Source organism: Paenibacillus phyllosphaerae, from assembly GCF_014192105.1.
GTDB classification, from domain to species: domain Bacteria; phylum Bacillota; class Bacilli; order Paenibacillales; family Paenibacillaceae; genus Paenibacillus_Z; species Paenibacillus_Z phyllosphaerae.
On sequence record NZ_JACHXK010000013.1, the window covers coordinates 53,573 to 75,605 of the forward strand.

The window sequence follows — 22,033 nt, forward strand, 5'->3', positions numbered from 1 at the left end:
GAACGCAAGATTCGATGCCGAGCTGCTCCTTGAATGGCTTCGTGATCAATTGGTGACTTTTTGAACTACCTTTACCACATCCGCCTGGGGGGATGCGTTATGCTGAAGCTCCGTTTGAATACGTTTACAAAAATCGTCGGCCTTATCCTTATGCTGCTGATCCCGATCATCGGGCTGTACTGGTTCTCCAATCGTACCAGCCTGCAGATCGTCTCGGACGAAGTGGAGAAATCGATGTACAAGGACCTCTCCTTCTTCGCCGCCCAGACCGATGGGATCGCGCAGCAGCTGTCCAAGAGCGGGCTCGTCATCAGCGAAGACATCAATGTCCGGGCGCTCGAATTCATCGAGATCGCCACGCTGTACGAGCAGACCTACGAGAAGCTGCGGATCGACGACAAGCTGAAGCTGCTCATCGCCTCCTCCACTTGGGACACGACGCTCAGCATCTATGCGCCGGATACGCGCACTTTCGTCTCCTCCAACTCTTCGCTGCAGTACGATTACGACCTGATCCACAACAACTTCTCGCGGGTGTGGCGATATACCGACGACGTCGCGCCCTACTTCCGCAAGCAGCCGCGCTTCGTCCGGTACATAACCGAGCCGTTCGACGCGCCGGTGGACAAGGCGACCTTGATCGTGGAGATGAGCTTCCCCGTGACGGAGCTCAACAAGGCGCTCGACCGGTTCAAGGAGGGCGGCAAGGGCGATCCGTTCTTCATCTCGCCGGAAGGCGACGTCATCGGGACGCATAATGCGAACCGGGAGCTGCAGCAGGAGCTGATCGGCAGGATGGATCTGCAGACGCTGACGGAGCATCCGTTCACCCGGTTCGAGCTCGCCGGCAGTGAATATGCGGTCAGCTGCGTGCTGCTGCCGGAGCTCGGCATGTACCTGGTCGACTACATTCCGATCCAAGACGTCGTCCGCCCGATTACGCTGAACAGCTACCTGTTCTACGGTTCGATCTTCTTCCTGCTCATCGGCAGCACGATCGCCGCCTACTTCCTGTACACGAACGTGCAGGTGCCGATCCGGGAGCTGGTGCGCGGCGTGCGCAAAATCAAACGCGGCGAGTACCCGACGCTCCGCACCTTCCATCCGGGCAACGAGTTCCACTTCCTGCTCGTCAGTTTCAACGACATGGCGCGGCAGATCGAGCAGCTTATCCAGAACGTGTACATGGAGACGATCCGCTCGCGCGACGCCAATCTGAAGCAGCTGCAATCGCAGATCAATCCGCATTTTCTGTACAACTGCTTCACGCTGATCCGCAGCTTGACCCGCCTTGGGGAGAAGGAAACCGTTATGGAGCTTGCCCTTCATCTGAGCAAATATTACCGCTACACCACCCGCTCCGAGCGGCATACGGCCGAGCTGCGGGAAGAGCTCGATCTGGTGTCCAGCTACCTGGCGATCCAGGCGATCAAGGTACAGGATTTGACGTACGAGATGGATATTCCGGAGTCGATGCGGGAACTCGAGATTCCGCGCCTTATCTTGCAGCCGCTCGTCGAGAATGCGGTGCTGCACGGCATCGAGCCGGTCGGCTGCGGCATGATTCGGGTGACCGGCAGCCGCAATGACCGCTACAACGTGCTCACCGTCACCGACGACGGGATCGGCGTCACGGAGGAGCAGCTCGCCGGGCTGCTCCAGCAGCTGTCGATGCCGCTGACCGAGGACAAAGGCTGCGCCCTGTGGAACACGCGCCAGCGGATGCAGCTGCAGTTCGGCGCCGACGCGGGCCTGCGCATCATTCGCCCCAGCGAAGGCGGCCTCACCATCGAGCTGTACTGGCCGAACAAAGCGGATAGCGCGGTGGCGTGAGGGACGGCGGAATGTTTACTCGACTGCTGCTCAGTCGTGCCAATGCTGCTTTTTCGCTCACATAGGCGCTCGGCATCGGATTGATTCGCGCTTTTACCGCCATGCAACGAACGCAGGCTTCACACTAGCCCTAACGAAAGAGAAAGAGGTGTCCATGATGCATTCCTTGCTCATTATCGACGACCAGACGGTGCTCGCCGACGATCTGGCCGACATGCTGCCTTGGGATACGGTCGGGATCGATACGGTCCACAAAGCTTACTCGGGGCGGGAGGCGCTCGAGGTGATGCGGGAGCATTCCATCGACGTCGTCGTCACCGATATCCGGATGCCGGGCATGTCGGGACTCGAGCTGATCGGGGAGATCAAGAAGAACTGGAAGCATACGAAGTGCATTCTGCTGACCGGCTACGCGGATTTCGAGTACACGAAGCAGGCGCTCCAGTTGAAATCAAGCGATTATCTGCTCAAACCCGTCGCCGACGAGGAGCTGATGGAAGCCGTCCGCAAGGCGATCGGCGACCTCGAGCAGGAATGGCAGGAGATCGCCTCGACCCAGCGGGCCATGTATGCCCTGCGGGAACAGCTGCCGAAGCTGCGCGAATACATGCTGCTCGACTTGATCACGGGCAAAACGACGCCGTCCGCCTCCCTTCTGGCCAAGCGACTCGACATGTACGAAATCCCGCTGCGCGAAGGCGACGGCTGCCACATGATGCTGCTGCGGATCGACGATACCTCGCAGCGTTATGACGGCGACAGCGAAGCGCTGCTCGATTATGCGCTGACGAATATTGCGCAGGAGCTATTCGGCGACCGGATGCATCTGTGGCACTGCAAGGATATGAACGGTTACATCGTCTGCCTGCTGACGCCGAAACAAGCCGAGGCTGCGCTAGACCCCGCCGAGCTCGAGAGCTGGCTGGAGACACAAGCGGCCCTCTTGCAGCATGCGGCCAAATCTTACTTGCGCGTCGGCATCTCGGTGCTGACCAGCAACCGCGGTCAGTTCCCGGGCGAGATCAGCTCGCTCTATCAATCGTCGCTCGCCAGCTTCCGGCATTTCATCGGGCGCGATACCGAGCTGTTCGTGTCGCTTGCCAAGGCGCCGACGCGCGGCGAACCCCAGCTGCTCAGCGAGCTTCATCGTCCCCCGACGCTCAGCTCCATGCTCGAGATCGGCAATTGGGAAGCGGCGGACGAGAAGCTCGAAGCCATTCTCCGCGAGTTGGAGAACGAGTGGCATGGCTCGCAGGAGTATATTCTCGAGGTATATCTCATGCTGGCAGGCACAATCGCGGCGCTCATCCATAAGAACAAAAAGTGGCTGGCCGACACCATCGGCAGCGACTTCTACACCGCCCCAAGCGGACAGCCGCTCGCAACGGTGGAGGAGCTGCGCAGCTGGTCGCAGCGCGTCATCGCCAGCTACCGCAAGTCCGTGAGCAGCGGCGACAAAGACTCCCGTTCGTCGATCGTCCGGCAGGTGCAGGACTTCATCGCGCGCAATCTCGACAGCGCCTCGCTCCATACGATCTCGGCGAGCGTCTACCTCAATCCGTCGTATTTGTCCAAAATCTATAAGCTCGAGACCGGCGAAGGCATCAGCGAATATATGCTGCGGATCCGCATGGAGAAAGCTTCCACCCTGCTCGCGCAGTCGCCGGAGAAGATCTATGAAATCTCGGTCATGCTCGGCTACCAGAAGCCCAGCTATTTCATCCAGCTGTTCAAAAAGCACTACGGCTTAACGCCGCAGGAGTACCGGAATAAACTCGGGGTCTAGCAGTTTTAGGCGGTAGAAGATACATCCCGTTACATACATGCAACAGGAGGAGGATACCCGTTATCGGTCCCTCCTCCTTCGTTCGTTTCGCCATCTTCAAGCAGTCTCCGACGTTCTCATCTCCTGCTCGTTCATAATCCGTTCGCCACATGAATCATTCGCACGCTTAACTTTTAACTGCGCTTATATTTCACTAGCTGCAACTAAGACAGCCTCTCCCCCATTACCCCCTCCGTAACCGGTAACCGTTTCCATCGACATTTCCGATTCTTCCCATCACAAACGTTCGATAACTGGTTCGGCCGCAGCGATGGTACGATGTGAACAACAAAGACACAATTTGTTCACAACATGCTCGGGGGGCGATAAAAATGTTGAACGAGGAATATGTTGCTTATAAACTATGGGAATACGAGCGTAAGGAAGTCGACCGCAAGCTGGAGCTGCGCCGCCAAGCATTCGGGATGGAGAAGCCGAAGCGACGCTCGTTCCTGCTGCTGACGGCACTGTTCCGGTCGATGTTCTCTACCTACCATTTCTAACGATAAGCGGCGGTGATGCAAGTTGGATCTAACGTATTTGAAAACCTTCATGGAGGTCGCCCGCTGCCACAGCTTCACCAAAGCGGCCGAGAATCTCGGCTACGTGCAATCGAGCGTCACGACGCATATTCAGAAACTAGAGAACGAATACGGCGTCGTCCTCTTCGAACGGTTCGGCCGCTCCATGCGCCTGACGTCGGCCGGTGAGCAGCTCCACATCATTTTCGACCAAATCCTCACGTTATACGATGAATCCAAGCACGTCTTCTCCAGGCAGATCAAGGGCAATCTCATTATCGGCACGATCGAGTCGATGGTCGCGTTCTTCCTCCCGCCTGTCTTCCACCGGTTCCGCCAGTCCTTCCCTCAGATCAATCTGCAGGTGCGTCCGTTAACCGAGCTGCAGGTGCTCCAGGGGGTGAAGAGCGGCGAGCTCGACGTCGGCGTCACGCTCGACACGCGGTGCAATGACGATGATGTGAACCATATCTTCGTGCGCGAGGAACCAATCATTCTAGTTGCCGCGCCGAATCATGCCCTATTCCGGGAGGAACCGCTCGAGATCGCGGAGCTGTTCGGCCAGTCTTACATCGCCACGGAAAAAAGCTGCAATTACCGCTGTGCCTTCGAGCGCCTGCTGACCAAGCACGGCGTCGATTACCACATCCACAACGAATTCGGCAGCCTTGAGGCGATCAAACAATGCGTCGGCTTCGGCCTCGGTATTGGGCTGCTGCCGCAGATCGCCGTCAGCCGAGAGCTTGAGGAAGGCAGGCTAGTCCAGCTCCCCTTCCGCCATCCGGAGATTACGTTCCACACCCAGATCGTCCATCATAAGCGCAAATGGCTCGACCCGGCGATTCGCCACTTCATGGACCTAGTCCAGGAACAGGGTACGGACCTCCCGCAGACGTAGCCATCAGCACGTCAAAAAAGCATGCCGCCACATGGCAGCATGCTTCTTATGTTGCTCGCCCCTTAGGCGAGTTCTTCCATTTGCACGCTCGCTGCTTCGTCCTGCCCCTGGAACAGCCAAGCGAGCGCCTCCGGGAATTGCTGCAGGAAGAAGACCGTATCGTGGGTCGCTTCCTCCCCCAGATGGAACGCCAGCTGCTCCGGTCCAAGCCCCTTGTCCAGCAGCGTCTGGTAAATCTCATGCGTCGCCGGCACCATATGCTGCTGGATGTTGTCCTTATAGACGCCTTCCAGATCGCCGACATACATATAGACCTTCGCGGCTTCGGACGGCAGCGGCTGCTCTTTCACGAAGTCGACGAAGCCCTCATACCAGAAGGAAGCCGACAGTGAAATGATGCGCCCGAATACCTCCGGATACCGATACCAGCCGTACAGCGAGATCAATGCGCCAAGGGAGGCGCCGGCAATCCCCGTGTGCGGAGGTCCGGATAGCGTCCGGTACGAGGCGTCAATATGCGGTTTCAGCCGCTCCACAAGGAAAGCCAAGTAGCGGTCGCCCTCGCCGGGGAAATCCGCGAATCGGCTCACCAGCGCCTTCGCGGGCCACGGCGTATACTCCGCATTCCGATTCTCCGTAGGGATGCCGACGAAGATCAGCTCCGGCAGCTCCCCGATGACGAATTGATGCTCGAGCAAGTTCAAGCTGTCCTCCGCCAGATAACCGCCATCTTGCAGGTAGACCACCGGATAGCGTCCATCGCCCTCACCATAGGACGGCGGCAAATAGACGAATATCTCGCGATCTTCCACCGTCTCTCGTTTCATCGATCCGATCACAAGCCCTTCCTCCTTTTCCCGTGCAGCCAGGTGCGCTGGATGACCGGCTAACCTCTTGTTTTGAATAGCAAGTAGACGAAATACGGAACGCCGATAATCGCAATGACGATACCTACCGGCAGCTGCGCCGGCGCGAAGATCGATTTGCCGATCAGATCGCCGACGACCACCATCGCCATGCCGATGAATCCGCATACCGGAATGATGCGCATATGGGCATGCCCGACCAACCGGCGCGCGATATGCGGCGCAATGAGGCCGACGAAGCCGATGCTGCCCGCAACCGCGACGCAGGCACTGACCAGGCCTACGCAGCCGACCAAGAGCCAGCGCTTCTCTCGTTCGACCGACACGCCGATGCTGCGGACGCTGTTCTCTTCGAGCTGGAACACGTCCAGAATATAAGCTCTCGACCAGACGAGAGGCACGAGAATAACGAGCCATGGCACCATTGCCGCCACGAACGTCCAGTTGGCGCTGTATACGCTGCCTGCAAGCCATACCGTCGCCATCTCGAAGTCTTGCGGATTCATCTTCAGCGAGACGTAGAGCGTCAGCGAGCTGAAGCCCGAAGCGATCGCGATCCCGACGAGGATGAGACGCTGCGGATCAAGACGGCCGTTTTCTTTGGCAAAAAGGAAGATGAGCGACACGGCGAGCAGGCCGCCGGCCAAGCCGCACAGCGGCATCGCGAGCACCGACCACCAGCCCAGCTCGCTGACTTGGCCGGCGAACAGGAAGATAAATACGACGGTCGCCGTACCTGCGCCGGCATTGATGCCGAGCATCCCGGTATCGGCAAGGCCGTTGCGCGTAATGCCCTGTATGACGGCACCCGCGATCCCGAGCATAAAGCCGACCATGGCGCCGATGACGATCCGCGGCAATCGGAATTCAAAGATGACCAGATCGTGATCCGGCACCGGATCGATCCGCAGCAGCGTCTTAACGACATCCTTCACCGAGATATCGAAGGTGCCGTTCGTAATGCTGATGTAGACCGCGGCCGCAATAATGAACCAGGTGACGATAAGGACGGACCACAGACGTTTCTTCGACCGGTTAGGCATGCTTCCCGCCTCCTCTTGTTTTGATCAGATAGAGGAAGAAAGGCACGCCGAAGATGGCGGTGACCACCCCGATCGGCGTCTCGAACGGATGATTGATGAAGCGGCTGACGATATCGCACCATGCCAGGAATACGGCCCCGAGAATCGCCGAACATGGGATGACCCAGCGGTAATCGATGCCGACCAAATAACGGGTGATGTGCGGGACGAGCAGCCCGACGAAGGCGATTTTGCCCGCGAGCGCTACCGATATGCCGGTCAGCAAGATAACGCTGATCAAGGTCAGCACCTTCACGAGCGTCGTCCGCTGTCCCAGATTCGCGGCAATGTCATCGCCGAGCGACAGGACCGTGATCGAACGGGAGAGCACGACGGCCAGCGCCAGACCGACAATCGCGAACGGGATCGCCAGCTTAATCATCGTCGGGTCCATCTGGTGCAGCCTCGCGTTATACCAGAAGCTGAGCTTCTGGGAGATTTGGAAATACGTCGACATCGCCTCGGATACCGAATTGAGGAAGGTGCCGATAATGGTACCCAGGATGGCCATCCGAACAGGCGAAAGTCCGTTCGGCAATAGCCAAGCGAGCCCGAATACGATTCCTGCGCCGACCGCTGAGCCGAGAAGGGAATAGAGAATCAAATCCAGCTGCGAGCTGGCCGGCAGCAGAATCATGCAGACGGTGATGACGAATACCGAGCCGTCGGATACCCCCATGATGGAAGGAGAAGCAAGATAGTTCCTTGTCATCCCCTGCATCATAGCGCCCGATACCGCTAGGAACGCCCCGATCAGAAGGGCGCCGATGACCCGCGGCAGCCTTGACGTCATGACAATCTGATGATCCATGCTGTCAGGATTGAAATGAAAGACCGCATCCATAATGGTGCCGGTATGAATGTCCTTCGCTCCGAAAAGGATGGAGATTACTATCGTGGCTGCGATAGCGAAGGGCGCCAGCAGCAAAATAAAGGTCTTCATGACAGTTTGGAATCGCATTATCGACACACGTCCTGCCTCACATTATTGGCTAAGCTTTTCTACGGCCGCTTTCAGGAAGTTGATGCGGCTCCATGCCGGACCGCCTTCCGCGAGCGGGTCGATGACGTTCACGAACGCCTTATCGTTCTTGAGCGCATTCACGTTCTTCATGATCGGGTTGTTCTTCAATTCGTCCAGCGCATTCGGCGTATCCGCATTCTCCGACTCGGAGAACTGGATGAACAGATAATCCGGGTTCATCGCGGCGAACTGCTCGACCGAGATCTCCGCTTGCGCCTTCGCTGACGTAACCTCGGCCGGAGGCGTCAGCCCCAGATCGCCGTACAGGAGCGGATTGACGAATACGGTTTCCGGATAGACGAACATTTTGCCGGCACGAATTCGAATCGCGACGACTTTCTTGTCCTTCACCTTCTCCGCCAGCGTCACTTTGGCAGCCTCGGCATCAGCCTTGTACTGCTCGATCTCTTGTTGGGCCAAATCTTGCTTGCCCGTCAGCTCGCCAAGCAGCGTGATGTTCGCCTCCCAGTTGGTCGAGATATGCGACACCTGAATGAGCGGCGCGATCTTCTTCAACTGGTCCACGACTTCCGGTTTGAACTTCGACGTGCCGAGGATAACGTCAGGCTTCAGGCCGAGAATCGTCTCGTAGTTCGGCTCCGACTTCTCGCCGATCGACTCGGCTTCGCCGGTAATCGGCGCGAACAGCGCCGGGAATTGGCCGGCGAACGTGATTGCTCCTACCGGCTTCACGTCCAGCACCAACGCATCCTCCATCGCTTCCATCGAACCCGTAATGACGATGCGCTCCACCTTGCCCGGCACCTCAACTTGCTGGTCCAGATAAGTAATCGTTCTTGTAGCTGCTGCGTCTGCCGCCTCTGTGCCGCCGGCATTCGCCGCGGTGTTCGTTGACGTTGTATTCGAAGCGCCGTTGCCTGCTGCGGTCGTGTTCTCGGCTTGATTGCCCTCTCCGCCGTTGCCGCCGTTGTTGCTTCCGCACGCAGCCAAAGCAAGCACCAAAATCATCATGCTCATGAAACCAAAAATTTTCTTCATCTGTTAAACAAACTCCTTTCGTTTCCTCGCCTTCACGAAAATAATGATAATCATTCTCATTGGACATTATAAAGGCGGAGGGAAGGTACGACAATGGACAATATCCGGTTGAAACATGGACGATTACCCGAATGAGCCGAGAATGTGCTCCATTGGTGTGAATAGGGTTGGCTCGTCGACTGCCGCCCGCGCACCGATATTGCCACCAACAATTTACTGTTATCTGTCCATACTTCGTTGTCCTGCCGTCATTCTTCCCTCCGCCGTATCCTACGTAAGCAGCGCTCTTGCCTCGCGCACGGCGCGTTCAAGCGCAATCGGCGAATATTCCCGCCAAGGATCCGAAGGCAGCATATGCACATGCCCCAGCCGAACGGCCGGAATGCTCTGCCACCTCGGATCGGCTTGCAGCGCCTTCCATTCCGCCAGCGTCTCGGTCTCATGGCACACCATCATCAGGATCCGGTCCGCGCCGATGGCAGAGAGCTTCTCGACGTTCAGCGGCACGTCTCGGTCTCCCGTCTGAATCTGCACAGCCGCCTCCACCTGCAGATCGCCGAACAATACCTCGTCTATCGTCCGATTGTGCGTCGCATACAGCCGGTTCTTCAGCATCCGGACTGCCAGCACCCGCTCCCCGCCGATGTGCCTGCGAATCGCGTCGGCCGCTTCTGCCGCCGTACGTTCGTAAGCGGCGAGCCAACGGTTGGCCTCCGCCGTCTCGCCCAGGAAGTCCGCCAATACCAATAACTGCTCCCGCCAGCTGCCTTCGGGGATATAGAACACGGGCGCAATCCGCTCGATCCGGTTCCGCTGTTCCTCCGTCAGCTCGCTAAGGCCGACAATGAGGTCCGGCTTGGCGGCCTCAAGCGCGGCCGCATTCTCTTCCCATTCCTGCGATTGCCGGAATCCGTTCAGATGGACGAGGATTTCTTCCCCGTAGGTGCGATAGTAATATCCCGTCCACTTCGGATGCAGGGGCGCCGCATACGGCATAATGCCAAGGGCCAGCAGATGTCCGATGACAGGCGCGCCAAAAGCCGCGATTTTGCGGCGACGGCTCTGAATATAAGCGCTTGGCGATACGCCGACCTCCTGCTTGAAGCGCCGGCTGAAGTAGAATTCGTCGCTGTAGCCGACCTCGTGAGCAATATCCCTTAGCCGGAGATCAGACTGCAGCATCAGCTGCTTCGCTTTGCTGATCCTAAGGCGCGTTACCTCATCCATGACGCTGATCCCGTACGTCTTCTTATATAAGTCGGCAAAGTATTTCGGACTCAGCTCGGCCACCTTCGCAAGCAGATCGATCGTCAAATTGTCCGACGCATGCGCCTCCATATAGGCTCTCGTCCGTTCCAGCGCGGAATGCGAGCTTCCTTCGGCCTGACTCGTCAGTGTCACAAGCCGGTACAACAGTTCCATGAACGCAAGCTGGCTTCGGAAACGGCCATGCTCCTCCCCGCTGTGCCACAACTTGCGAATTTCCTCGCAACGGCTCACGGCACCTTCCGCGGAGGAAGGGATAATCTCTTCCCGGCCGCCCAGCAGCTGCACGCCTTTGACTCTCTCCAGCCTGCTGCCTCTTGCCGCGTCCCGGAACAGATCGAACCGGATGACCGTAAGCTCCATCTCCGAGGCCGGGTCGCATTCGATGCCGAACGTCTGCTCCGGAGCGCAGCAATATACGCCTCCCTTGGTTAACCGGCACGACCGGCTATCCCGCGTCAGCCAGCCCTCTCCCTGCTTGATTACGATGAACACATAGGTAGCCGCCAGCTGGTTCGGCACGCGGTAACCTCCTGCCCCCTTAACGCCTTCTATCCCGCGCAGCCGAACCGTCAAGCTGTCGAAGTTCAGCTTCTCCCGGATCTCCTCGAACGGGTATGGCTTGGCCATGCTCCCCGCCTCCTCTTTATCGCTTTCATCAGACCGTGCCTATCACTACCCTCTGAAGTGATAATGATTCTCATTCTAAATTAAGTATAGCAAAGGATCGTCCTCATGCCTAGCTTTACCTCACTTGTATATTCCGGGGATAACCTGCCGATACCTGATGCTGTAACAAGCTTTTTGCAACCAATTGCGACTTTGAATCGTCAGAATAGCAGGAGGTGCTTACACGATGAATAAATCCAAACGCATCGCAGCTGCGCTGCTTACGGCCGTCCTGGCGGTCTCTCTGGCAGCTTGCAACTCGAACAACGAAGCACAGACGCCTGCTAACAATCAAGGGCAAGAAACGAATGGGGACGAAGGCAACACCAATACAGGGGTTACCGAGCCTGCCGCGCCGGAGGCTGAAGGCAGTACGCTCACGGCTGTCGGCAGCTACACGGGACAGATGGACACGACTTCGATTGAAGTTATTCTGCCGGAAGGACCGACTGCCTTCCAATTCGGCGACAGCTTCGACCCGGCTGTGCTGGAGCAACTGCAAGAGAATGACGCCGTGGAAGTCGAGTATACAGAGAAATCGACGGATGGCGTGAAGCAGCGGTTCGTGACGAAGCTTACGAAAGTCGCGGCTGCCGAACAAGGCGGCGGCGAATCGGGCAGCCGACCGGCCACGCAGGACTTCGAGATGGAGCTCGAAGGGATGAAAGAGACCCGTACGGCGAAACTGGCCGAGGGCAACGGGTACTCGCTGTACGTCTTCGACATGTTCACGTTCGATGCCGCGGCTAACAAGCTATATATGACGGCTTTCCCGGACTACTCGGTTGAGATTGTACCGCTCGCCCCGGACTATACGCTGGAGGACGTGCACAAGGAAGCCGTGGAGACATTAGCTTCCACCGGCGAGGTCCATGAGCTGAAGGGCGAAGAAATTACGGCCAACATGCGTGATGCGAAGCTGTTCCTGTTAGCTAGCACCGAGAAGGTGACGAAAGAAGTCATCGTCAAAGAAATCGACGGCGCTGCTTATCAGTTCAACGTCAATATTCCGGTGGGTGAAGCGAATGATGGCTTCGGCACGCACGCGTTCCTGTCCCTTAATTCCATTGCAAGCAACTAATAGGGCATCATGTTCGGCCACAAAAGGAGCTGCTGCCGATGAAACGCAAGTCTATCCTGCGCACGTCTGCCGTTCTCGTGCTCGCCGCCGCCTTGGTCAGCGCCTGCGGAAGCAAGGAACAGAACGACGTTCCGTCTGCTCCGCAAGCTAGCGCACCGGATGACGGCGTCAGCGGGCAAGCGGGCGGAGAAGTCGACAATCCGGCCGGACAGCCGGTCGCCGCATCTCCGGAGTCGATTCGCTCGTTCTTAAGCGAAGCCGATTTCAAGAACGGCGATATTTATCTGAACGGCGGTAAGCTGCATGTCAACGTCGTCGGACTGACGGCGGAGATCGAGCGGCAGTTCGCAGCACGGTTCACGGCGGACACGTACGTCCTGCACGATGCAAAATTCTCGATCCTAGAGCTTGAGGCCGCCCAGCAGAAGCTGATGGATAGCGGGCTTTTTGACCGATACAACATCATGGGCTCCAGCGTCGACGTGATTAACAACCAAGTGAGTCTCGATCTGCCTGAGGAGAACAAGGACGGCGTCGCGGTGATCGAAGAGGCGCTGGGCAAGGATATCGTGGCCATCCATGTCGCCGCGCTCGGCGAACCGGAGATTGTCGGGGTCATCACGACCGTTGATACGGAGGGCAAACGCGTTCTTATTCAGGAGGAAGGCTCGCCGGAGCCGAACTACTGGTTCTCCTGGCAAGATGATTCCATGCTGGAGAATGCGGCAGGCAAGCAAGCCGAATTCGCGGACTTCTCCGTGGGTACAACGGTTCAGATCTGGTCTACGGGCGCCGTAGCGGACTCGATGCCAGCTCAAGGGACGATCCGCAAGATGGCGATCGCTCCGGATTCCAAATAAGCAGGCAACGAAGAAGCCCCCGATAACCGCACATCCAGATGTGCCGGTGGTCGGAGGCTTTTGCGTGTGAAGCTATGTTGCTCAGCGATCTGCTTACGCTTGGTCTGCAAGCACGAACGCTTCCGCGAGCAGCTCGTACGAGCGGCGCTTGGCCGCGAAATCATGGACCATCGTAGCGACCATAATTTCATTGGTACCGTACGTATCCGCCAGGCGGAGCAGCTCGTATTTGACCGTCTCAGGCGAACCGATGACGATCCGTTTGCGATTCTCTTGAATGCGCATCCGCTCGATCGGCGTGAAGCTGCCCGTCGGCACTTTCTCCGGCGGCAGCAGTCCGCCCGAGAGCTTGCCCTGCTCCAGCAGCAGGAACTGGTAGTCGAAGCTTGACGCCAGGCGCTCCGCTTCCTCGTCCGTATCCGCGCAGATCGCGAATATGCTGACCATCGCCTGCGGCCCGGTCCCGGACACATTCGGGGTAAAATGCTCCCGGTACGCCTTCACGGCATACGCGCCGCCAGCACCGTTAATGAACTGCGCGAACGAGAAGGATAACCCCAGATCCGCTGCCAACCCGGCACTGTCGCCGCTGGATCCGAGCAGCCATACCTCCGGTGCCGAATCGATTGCGGGCGAAGCGATCAGGCCGCCGAAGCGGTGATCTCCCTTCGGGACGGTACCGAAATAATGGAGCAGGTCCTCGACCTGCTGCGGGTAGCGGTCAACGCCGCCCATTCGGCCCTCCTGCAGCGCCCTCGTCGCGATCGGCATGCCGCCCGGCGCCCGGCCCAAACCCAGATCGATCCGGCCGGGATACAGCGCCTCAAGGAGACGGAAATTCTCCGCTACCTTGTACGCGCTGTAATGCGGCAGCATCACTCCGCCGGAGCCGACGCGAATCGTATTCGTCTGCGCCGCCACGGCGGCGATCAGCACCTCGGGGCTCGAATGGCCCAAGCCTGTCGTATTATGATGCTCGGACATCCAGAAACGATGGTATCCGAGCTTCTCCGTTAACTTCGCCAGCTCGATCGTCTCGAGCAGCGCTTCTCTAGACGTAGCGCCTTCCGGCACCGGCGTCTGGTCTAGTACGCTTAGTCGTAACATGTGAATTGCCCTCCTTAGTAACATTACGAGTTGCCCTCCTTATCGTGCGGCCAATCGTATTTACTAACAATAGTATAGTTTATTTAGGAAATAATACAAGTGCAGCCTCCCAAGCCCCTCCATTGGAGGGAACCAAGGGCTACCGCCCTCAGGACACCGTTTTATCGCCTCGCCCCTTCAACCTTTCCTTCACCTCGCCCCTTCCCCCTCCATTGGAGGGGAACCAGAGGGCAACTGCCCTCTGGACACCCGTAATCGGCGTGGCTCGTTACGCGGCCGTCTTCGATGTGTCCTTTCGGCGTTGGACCGCTTTTGTCCCTGCGGAGAGTCGGTTAAGGAACGACCGCCTTCCCTGCATGGGACAAAGCTCTGGCTTCGAGCTTCGTTCGTTACTTTGATGCCTTGGGGAGCAGACCTGGGGGTCTCGTGAACGTTGCAGGTTATGTGCTGACTCCCGCTTGACGTCCACTTTGTGGACACGCTCTAGTTCTAAGAGAGTAGACCTGGCCCTTCGTGCAGATTGCGTCTTACCCTGCTGACCCTCGCTTTACGTCCACTTTGTGGACACGCTTCTTTTCTTTCGTATTTCTTTGTTTTGTTCCCTTCGTAAACAAAACGAAGCTGGCAGATCCGATTTGTCGTATTCTGCCAGCTTCGCTTGGGGTTTATGCGGTTATTTGCGGTGCATTTTGAATTCGAGGAACAGCTCGTTGTAGTGCGCGAGCATTTTTTTGCCTAGATTATCGTAGACTTCGAGCTTCTCCGTCAGCTCCGGGCTTGGGTAGAACCGCTCGTCGCCCGAGATGTCTTCCGGCAACAACGCCAGCGCGTCCTTGTTCGGCGTGGAATAGCCGACGTACTCGGCATTCTGCGCGGCGTGCTCCGGGTCGAGCATGAAGTTCATGAAGGCGTACGCGCCCTCGATGTTGCGCGCCGTCTTCGGGATGACCATGTTGTCGAACCAGAGGTTCGAGCCCTCTTCCGGCACGACGTAATCGAGCTTCTCGTTCTCGCCCATAATCTCGGACGCATCGCCGGACCAGACGACGCCGACGGCCGCTTCCTCGTTGGCCAGCAGCATCTTGATCTCATCCCCGACGATCGCCTTAATATTCGGCGTGAGCGCGGCAAGCTTGCTTTTGGCTTCTTGCAGATGCGCCTCGTCCGTATCGTTGAGCGAGTAATGCAGGCTGTTGAGGCCGAAGCCGATGACCTCGCGCGCCCCGTCCACGAGCAGAATCTGGTTCTTCAGCGCCGGATCCCACAGGTCGTTCCAGCTTGTCGGCGCCTTGCCGTCCAGCAGTTCCGCATTGTATACGATGCCGACCGTTCCCCAGAAATACGGGATCGAATATTCGTTATTCGGATCGAACGAGAGGTTCATGAACCGCTCGTCGATATGCGTAAGGTTCGGCAGCTTGCTGTGATCGATCGGCAGCAGCAGGTTGTCTTCCTTCATTTTGCTGATCGCATATTCGGAAGGGACGCTAATATCGAACGTGGTGCCCCCCTGCTCGATCTTCGTCATCATCGCCTCGTTCGAATCGAACGTCTGGTAGATGACCTTAATGCCGGTCTCCTCCTCGAACGCCGCGATCAGTTCCGGATCGATATAATCGCCCCAGTTATAGATCGTCAGCGTGTTGCCGCCGGAATACCCTTGCGACGAGTTCAAGTACGACGTGACGTACATCAGCGCAAAAGCGGCGATAAACACCGACGCGAACAAACGGATCAGCTGCTTCATCGTTTCGCCGCCTCCCCGTCCGTGCTGCGCAGCGTCGTGCGCGGATTGCGATTATTAATGAAATAATAGCCGATCACGAGCAATACCGTGAACAAGAACAATAACGTCGACAGCGCATTGATCGACAGCGATACCCCTTGCCGTGCCCGGGAATAAATCTCGACCGACAGCGTCGAGAAGCCGTTGCCCGTTACGAAGAACGTCACCGCGAAGTCATCGAGCGAGTACGTCAGCGCCATGAAGAAACCTGCGAAAATGCCCGGCTTAATATAGGGCAGCACGACTTTCGTGAGCACGTCCCAGCTGCTTGCCCCCAGGTCGCGCGCCGCGTCGATCAGCGTCGAGCTCATCTCCTGCAGCTTCGGCAGCACCATCAGCACGACGATCGGCACGCTGAACGCGATATGCGACAGCAGAACGGAGGTGAATCCGAGCCGAATCCCGATCATCGTGAACAGGATGAGGAACGAAGCGCCGATGATGACGTCGGGACTGACGATAAGCACATTGTTGAGCGAGAGCAGCGTGTTGCGCGGCTGCCTTCTGCGCACTTGGCGAATCGCCAGCGCCCCGATGACGCCGAGTATGGTCGAGATCGCCGATGATAGGAGCGCGATGACGAACGTGTTGAGCACGATAATGAGCAGCCGCGTATCCGCGAACACCTCTTCGTACCATTCCAGCGTGAAGCCATCAAAACCATGCATCGTGCCGCCGCTGTTGAAGGAATACACCATCAAGTACACGATCGGCGCGTACAAAACCGCGAATACCGCGATTAAATATAAATTCGCAAAACGATTCCCCTTGCTTGTCATCGCTTCGTTCTCACCTCCCGATTCCCGGTGAAGAGCATCGTAACGGCCATCGCGATAATAAGGAAGACCGCGATCGTCGCGCCCATCCCCCAATCTTGCGTGACCAGAAAGTGCTGCTCAATCGCGGTGCCGAGCGTAATGACCCGGTTACCGGCGATGAGCCGCGTAATCATGAAGAGCGACAGCGCCGGGATGAACACGGCTTGGCAGCCGCTCGTGACGCCGCTGATCGTCAGCGGGAACACCACCCGGCGGAACGTCGTCCAGCCGGAAGCGCCAAGATCGCGCGCGGCGTAGATGAGCGTCGGGTTCATTTCCTCGAGCGCGTTGAAGATCGGCAGCACCATGAACGGAATGAAAATATAGACCGAGACGAACACGAAGCTGAAGTCGGTAAATAGAATTTGATGACGTCCGAAGCCGAGCGTATCGAGAACCGCGTTCGTGAAGCCATAGGTGCCGAATAAACCGATGAACGCATAGGTTTTCAGCAGCAGATTAATCCAGCTCGGCAGGATAATGAGCAGCAGCCATAACTGCTTATGCTTCGTCTTCGTCAGCAAATACGCGGTCGGATACGCCACCAAGAGCGAGAAGAACGTGATCAAGAGCGCGTACCAGAACGAATTGAGCGTCATCCGCAAGTAGACCGGCGTGAAGAACTTCGCATAGTTATCGAACGTGAAGTTCCCTTCCACATCGAAGAACGAGTAATAGACGATAAGTACGATCGGTGCGATGACGAACAGCGCGATCCACAGCAGGTACGGGACCAGATAGAAGTTGCGCGACCTAACTGCCATAACCGCCACCACCGGATCCGTTGTCCTCGTATGACTCCAGCCGCTTGTCGAATTCCTCCTCGGTCTCGCCGAACCGCATGACATGAATCGCTTCCGGATCAAAATCAAGCCCGATCTGCGCGCCGACATCCGCACGCTTGGTCGAGTGGACCATCCACTTGTTGCCGGCTTCGTCGCTGCCGAGAATCTCGTAGTGTACACCGCGGAACAGCTGCGATTCGACGCGGATCTGGAGCTTGCCCTGCCCCTTCGCCGTAATCTCCAAGTCCTCCGGACGCAGCACGACTTCGACCGCTTCGTTCGGCTGCAAGCCTTTGTCGACGCACTCGAATGACTTGCCGGCGAACTCGACGACATAATCCGCCTTCATCCGCGCAGGCACGATATTGGATTCCCCGATGAAATCGGCCACGAACCGGTTGATCGGCTCATCGTAGATATCGATCGGCGTACCGGTCTGCTGAATCTTCCCTTCGTTCAGGACGAAGATCTCGTCAGACATCGCAAGCGCCTCTTCCTGGTCATGCGTAACGAAGATGAACGTAATGCCTAGACGGCGCTGCAGCTCGCGAAGCTCGTATTGCATCTCCGTACGTAGCTTCAGGTCAAGCGCGGAGAGCGGCTCGTCGAGCAGGATGATCTCCGGCTCGTTGACGATGGCCCGGGCGATCGCGACACGCTGGCGCTGGCCGCCCGACATCTCCGTTATTTCCCGATTCTCGTAGCCCGCCAGGTTGACGAAACGGAGCGCTTCGGATACTTTGGCCTGAATGTCGGCCTTTGACACCTTTTTCACCCGAAGTCCGAATGCGACATTCTCGAACACGTTCAGATGCGGGAACAACGCATAGTCTTGGAACACCGTGTTCACTTGACGCTTGTTCGCCGGAACGTTGTTAATGATCTTCCCGTTGAAATAAATATTCCCCTCGGAGGGCTCGATAAAGCCGGCGATCAGCCGGAGAATGGTCGTTTTGCCGCAGCCCGAAGGACCGAGCAGCGTATAGAATTTGCCTCGCTCCAGTTCGAAGCTGACATTATTCAGTACAGGCGCGTCTTGATCGTAACGCTTCGTCACCTGCTCAAACCGGATGATCGATGGAGTCGACATCGCCTTTCATCCCCCTTTCCCACTTTCATGGTTCGATTATTGTCGCTATTATCATAAACGAATTAGTCGTATTTTCCCACTTATAAAGTAAGAACGAACGAAAAAGGACAGCGCCCGAAGCAGCACTGTCCCTTCAAATTAACCTTGGCTGCCGACCAGCGCGTAACGCAGGACGATCAGAACCGCAAGGATCCACATCAGCCAATGAATCTTGTACTTGCCTTTATCGCGCAGGTTGCCAACGAAGGCAAGCAATACGTAAGAAACGAGACCGAACGAGATGCCGTTCGCGATGTTGTACGTGAATGGCATGAACGCGATGATGAAGAATGCCGGAATCGCATACACCATGTCTTGGAAGTCGATTTCCTTGATCGATTGGACCATGAGCACGCCGACGATAATGAGCGCCGCTGCCGTAGCCGAACCCGGAATCAAGGAGATGAGCGGCCACAGGAACAGGGCTGCCAGGAAAGCTACGCCTGTCGATACGGCCGTCAGACCCGTACGTCCGCCTTGCGCGATACCCGCGGAGCTCTCGACATACGCCGTCACCGTCGAAGTACCGAGCATTGCGCCGCCGCTTACCGCTACGGCGTCGACGAACATCGCTTTGCCGACGCGTTTCTTGCCTTCTACCGGGTCTTTCATAATGCCAGCGCGGTTCGCCGTACCGATCAGCGTGCCGAACGTATCGAACAACTCAACGAACGTGAACGTAACGATGACCGAGACGATCCCCGTCTCCCATACGCCTGAGAAGTCGAAGTTCCAGAAGTTCAGTTCCGAGAAATCAGGAATCCAGCGTTGGCCTTCCAGCGTCTGGCCTACATCAACATTGCCTGTGATGATCGCAACGACCGTTGTTGCGAGAATGCCCCACAGGATCGCGCCCGGAACGCGGAGCACCATCATGATGGCGATAAGCGCCAGACCTACCAGCGTCAGGTACACGCTAGGAACTTCAAGGTTCCCCATATGAATGACGGTCTCGAAGCCGAGCACGTCGGTGAATACGCCTTTAGGAATATCAGTTACGGTGTTCTCGACGCCAATCGTCATGACACCGCTGTTCTTCAAGCCGATAATCGTAATGAACAAGCCGATACCGACTGTAATCGCATGCTTCAGACTATCCGGAACAGCGACGATCAGCATCTGGCGAACTTGTGTAATCGTCAGGATCAAGAAGATGATACCGGACATAAATACGGCTGTCAGCGCCATCTCGGGCGTGATCGGCGCATCGGTCGCCTGCGAAGCCAGAACCGTGGAAGCAAAGTACGCGTTAAGACCCATACCTGGTGCCAGCGCTACCGGGAAGTTAACGAACAAACCCAGCACGATCGTGAAAATACCCGCCGCAAGTGCCGTCGCCAGGAAGACCGAGTACGCGCTAAGACCGGCGCTACCGAGAATGTTCGGGTTCAGCGCCAGGATGTACGCCATCGTCATGAACGTGGTGAGGCCTGCCAAAATCTCTGTTCTTGCATTTGTTCCGTGTTCCTTCAACCGAAAGAAACCATTCATGTCTGCATTACCCTCCCAAGGGAAATATGTCAGAACAAGTAAAAAAACCTAGAAAAGTGCGCCTTCCGGCACGTTCTCTAGGTTCCCGCAAAACAGAAAACATATGCACGAATTGGTTGAAATGGGTAGCTCAACCATGAAAGTTCGCGCACAGCTTCCTGAATTCGTAGAGTAGATCATTTACGGTGACCTCGTAGAGACTCTTGAGCCGATTCTCAAGATTATACGAAACTATTATGCATGTTCTGTTCTTGTCTTCCCTCATTCTAATGAGCGGAGTCGAGTTTTGTCAACAAGTTTTACGAACGTTCTATGCTACGAGCTGTACCATCATTCGCAATTTAGGCCTCGTAGCCAATTTGAAGATACTTCCAACCACGAAAACACGTCTTATGGCGAACTATCAGAAATGACAGATAATTAACACCGTGAACAGTTAAGTCTGGTGAAGACCTAGGATGTCTCATAAAAAAGGGATGGCGATTACTTTTCCCTCCTAAAACGGACTAAGCTGCCGCAAGGGGCAGCTCAGGTTCTTTCTGGGACGGAGAATAGGCAAGGATTCTGGCGTAAGATACGCGGCCGGCCTGCACGGCTTACGACGGCTTACTGCTGCTCGGGAGTGAATACCCCCACAGTTTCTTGGGAAGACATTTCCTTCTGCGCAGCCGCGACCGGATTACCGATTCGCTGCGGCTTGGCAGTCTCGTTCTGATGTTCGGCAGACTGCCGCAAGTTCTGGGACGCTTGCTCCTTGGTCATAATGAACCCCTTTACGCGAAAGATGGATGGAATCGGAGATAGCATTCCCTGCCAGCAACCCTTTATGTGGATATGAGCGTTAACGCCGAAGCGCAAAAACGAACAAGGCCGCCCGTTCAGGCAAGCCTTGCTCGTTTTATCCGCCTCTGCGATAAGAAGCTATTATTACTTCGTCCGTGCTTGTCCCTTAGTTAGACCCGTTTGACAGAGTCGCCTTCAACGAGCGTCACATAGATCCGTTCATGATCGACATCCTCGCCCTGGATCAGCCTCAACAGCTGCTCGGATGCCATGGCTCCCCAGCGATGCTTCGAATATTGGATCGTCGACAGGCGGGGCTGCAAATAGCGGGTCAGTTCGATATTGTCGAAGCCGATGACCGAGATTTGCTCTCCAATGCGGTATCCTTGCGACACCGCGTAATTGTGCAGGCCGATCGCCATCTCGTCATTGAGACAGAACGCGCCGACCGGTCCATCGTATTGATCGATGATGGTACGGGCCGCCGCTTCGCCGGAGCCTTGGTTGAAATCGCCTTCAAGCAGCACCGCGTTTACCTCCGGGTGACGGTCGAGCGTCTGTCGCACCGCGATCATCCGCTGTCTGGCATCGAAGGAGTCGCTCGGACCCATGACGATATACAGCTTCTTGTGCCCCATCGAGATGAGATAATCCATCGCCAGGTTGGCGCCGGCTTTGTTATCGAGCAGCACCTCGTTGACCGCCGGATGATTCAGCTCCCGGTCGAGCACGACCAACCTGTGCCCGCGGTCCGCAAAGTCGAGCAGCTCCATGTCCGAGAAAGTGGAATCCAGAATGATGGCGCCGTCGATCATTCGCTCGGGCAGAAGCCGATGCGACTGAAGTCCGCTGCAGACGATCAGATCGTACCCTTTGCGGTTAAGCACTTCCTTCATGCCCTGCAGCAGATCGCCGTAGAACGCTCCCGTGAAGTCGGTCAGGAACGCGCCGATGATGCGCGATTCCTGCTTCTTCAGCTGCCGGGCGGCGGCATTGGGAATATAATTGAGCTCCTTGGCGATCGCCAAGATGCGCGAACTTGTTTCGGGTGTGACCTTAGGATTGCCATTGAGCGCATAAGAGACGGTCGAGATCGACACGCCGGCTTGCTTGGCAATATCCTTTATGCTCACCACGGCCATCCCTCCTGTTACGGGCTTGTTTCTCAACTATACCACAACTTTCTTTCTATAAGCTGTCTTCTCATGAA

At 56.8% G+C, this 22,033-nt stretch carries 19 protein-coding genes and 1 riboswitch; of the genes, 6 read left to right on the forward strand and 13 right to left on the reverse strand.

The annotated features are described in order from the left end of the window. Positions 1–99 precede the first annotated feature (99 nt). The 4 genes from FHS18_RS22795 (at position 100) to FHS18_RS22810 (ending at position 5,077) form a co-directional block, all read left to right on the forward strand. Positions 100–1,833 (forward strand): sensor histidine kinase, encoded by a 1,734-nt coding sequence (locus tag FHS18_RS22795; RefSeq protein ID WP_183602685.1) that lies wholly within the window; start codon positions 100–102, stop codon positions 1,831–1,833. Between the two features lie 154 nt (positions 1,834–1,987). Next, positions 1,988–3,619 carry a response regulator transcription factor gene (locus FHS18_RS22800; RefSeq protein ID WP_183602686.1) on the forward strand — a complete coding sequence of 544 codons (1,632 nt, stop codon included), beginning with the start codon at positions 1,988–1,990 and terminating at the stop codon, positions 3,617–3,619. A gap of 371 nt (positions 3,620–3,990) precedes the next feature. Next, on the forward strand, positions 3,991–4,161 hold the full coding sequence (locus FHS18_RS22805; protein ID WP_183602687.1) for a hypothetical protein: 171 nt from the start codon (positions 3,991–3,993) through the stop codon (positions 4,159–4,161). A gap of 37 nt (positions 4,162–4,198) precedes the next feature. Beyond that, positions 4,199–5,077 carry a LysR family transcriptional regulator gene (locus FHS18_RS22810; RefSeq protein WP_221401426.1) on the forward strand — a complete coding sequence of 293 codons (879 nt, stop codon included), beginning with the start codon at positions 4,199–4,201 and terminating at the stop codon, positions 5,075–5,077. Between the two features lie 62 nt (positions 5,078–5,139). Here the strand turns inward: FHS18_RS22810 and FHS18_RS22815 are convergent, their stop codons facing one another. From FHS18_RS22815 to FHS18_RS22835, 5 genes are all read right to left on the reverse strand, one after another. Further along, a complete protein-coding gene (locus FHS18_RS22815; RefSeq protein WP_343060636.1) occupies positions 5,140–5,916 on the reverse strand; it encodes an alpha/beta hydrolase in 777 nt (258 codons plus the stop codon). Positions 5,917–5,963: 47 nt separating this feature from the next. After that, a complete protein-coding gene (locus FHS18_RS22820) occupies positions 5,964–6,986 on the reverse strand; it encodes a FecCD family ABC transporter permease (protein WP_183602689.1) in 1,023 nt (340 codons plus the stop codon). Beyond that, entirely contained in the window at positions 6,979–7,986 is a 1,008-nt protein-coding gene (locus tag FHS18_RS22825; protein WP_183602690.1) for a FecCD family ABC transporter permease, read from the reverse strand. The genes FHS18_RS22820 and FHS18_RS22825 overlap by 8 nt, the downstream gene beginning before the upstream one ends. Before the next feature lie 24 nt (positions 7,987–8,010). After that, positions 8,011–9,048: an ABC transporter substrate-binding protein gene (locus FHS18_RS22830; protein WP_183602691.1), complete on the reverse strand. Its 1,038-nt coding sequence runs from the start codon at positions 9,046–9,048 to the stop codon at positions 8,011–8,013. Positions 9,049–9,318: 270 nt separating this feature from the next. After that, positions 9,319–10,944, reverse strand: a complete 1,626-nt coding sequence (locus FHS18_RS22835) for an AraC family transcriptional regulator (RefSeq protein WP_183602692.1) — start codon at positions 10,942–10,944, stop codon at positions 9,319–9,321. A gap of 226 nt (positions 10,945–11,170) precedes the next feature. Here FHS18_RS22835 and FHS18_RS22840 point away from each other — a divergent pair, with 226 nt between their 5' ends. Together FHS18_RS22840 and FHS18_RS22845 are read left to right on the forward strand one after the other, a co-directional pair. Then, positions 11,171–12,064 carry a hypothetical protein gene (locus FHS18_RS22840; protein WP_183602693.1) on the forward strand — a complete coding sequence of 298 codons (894 nt, stop codon included), beginning with the start codon at positions 11,171–11,173 and terminating at the stop codon, positions 12,062–12,064. Between the two features lie 38 nt (positions 12,065–12,102). Then, positions 12,103–12,924, forward strand: coding sequence for a DUF3221 domain-containing protein (locus FHS18_RS22845; protein ID WP_183602694.1), 822 nt, complete (start codon positions 12,103–12,105; stop codon positions 12,922–12,924). Between the two features lie 93 nt (positions 12,925–13,017). Here the strand turns inward: FHS18_RS22845 and FHS18_RS22850 are convergent, their stop codons facing one another. The 8 genes from FHS18_RS22850 to FHS18_RS22885 form a co-directional block, all read right to left on the reverse strand. Then, positions 13,018–14,031 (reverse strand): LLM class flavin-dependent oxidoreductase, encoded by a 1,014-nt coding sequence (locus FHS18_RS22850; RefSeq protein ID WP_183602695.1) that lies wholly within the window; start codon positions 14,029–14,031, stop codon positions 13,018–13,020. Between the two features lie 673 nt (positions 14,032–14,704). Continuing rightward, entirely contained in the window at positions 14,705–15,778 is a 1,074-nt protein-coding gene (locus FHS18_RS22855) for an ABC transporter substrate-binding protein (protein WP_183602696.1), read from the reverse strand. Then, positions 15,775–16,596 (reverse strand): ABC transporter permease, encoded by an 822-nt coding sequence (locus FHS18_RS22860; RefSeq protein WP_183602697.1) that lies wholly within the window; start codon positions 16,594–16,596, stop codon positions 15,775–15,777. Before FHS18_RS22860 ends, FHS18_RS22855 begins: the two co-directional genes overlap by 4 nt. Next, the gene (locus FHS18_RS22865; RefSeq protein WP_183602698.1) at positions 16,593–17,399 is read right to left on the reverse strand and encodes an ABC transporter permease; all 807 of its coding nucleotides are present in this window, start codon (positions 17,397–17,399) and stop codon (positions 16,593–16,595) included. The genes FHS18_RS22860 and FHS18_RS22865 overlap by 4 nt, the downstream gene beginning before the upstream one ends. Next, positions 17,389–18,510 (reverse strand): ABC transporter ATP-binding protein, encoded by a 1,122-nt coding sequence (locus FHS18_RS22870; protein ID WP_183602699.1) that lies wholly within the window; start codon positions 18,508–18,510, stop codon positions 17,389–17,391. The genes FHS18_RS22865 and FHS18_RS22870 overlap by 11 nt, the downstream gene beginning before the upstream one ends. Positions 18,511–18,648: 138 nt before the next feature. After that, positions 18,649–20,040: an NCS2 family permease gene (locus FHS18_RS22875; protein WP_183602700.1), complete on the reverse strand. Its 1,392-nt coding sequence runs from the start codon at positions 20,038–20,040 to the stop codon at positions 18,649–18,651. Between the two features lie 147 nt (positions 20,041–20,187). Beyond that, positions 20,188–20,289: riboswitch (purine riboswitch) on the reverse strand. Positions 20,290–20,646: 357 nt separating this feature from the next. Then, positions 20,647–20,802, reverse strand: coding sequence for a hypothetical protein (locus FHS18_RS22880; protein WP_183602701.1), 156 nt, complete (start codon positions 20,800–20,802; stop codon positions 20,647–20,649). 191 nt (positions 20,803–20,993) lie between these two features. Next, on the reverse strand, positions 20,994–21,959 hold the full coding sequence (locus FHS18_RS22885; protein WP_183602702.1) for a substrate-binding domain-containing protein: 966 nt from the start codon (positions 21,957–21,959) through the stop codon (positions 20,994–20,996). Between the last annotated feature and the right edge of the window lie 74 nt (positions 21,960–22,033).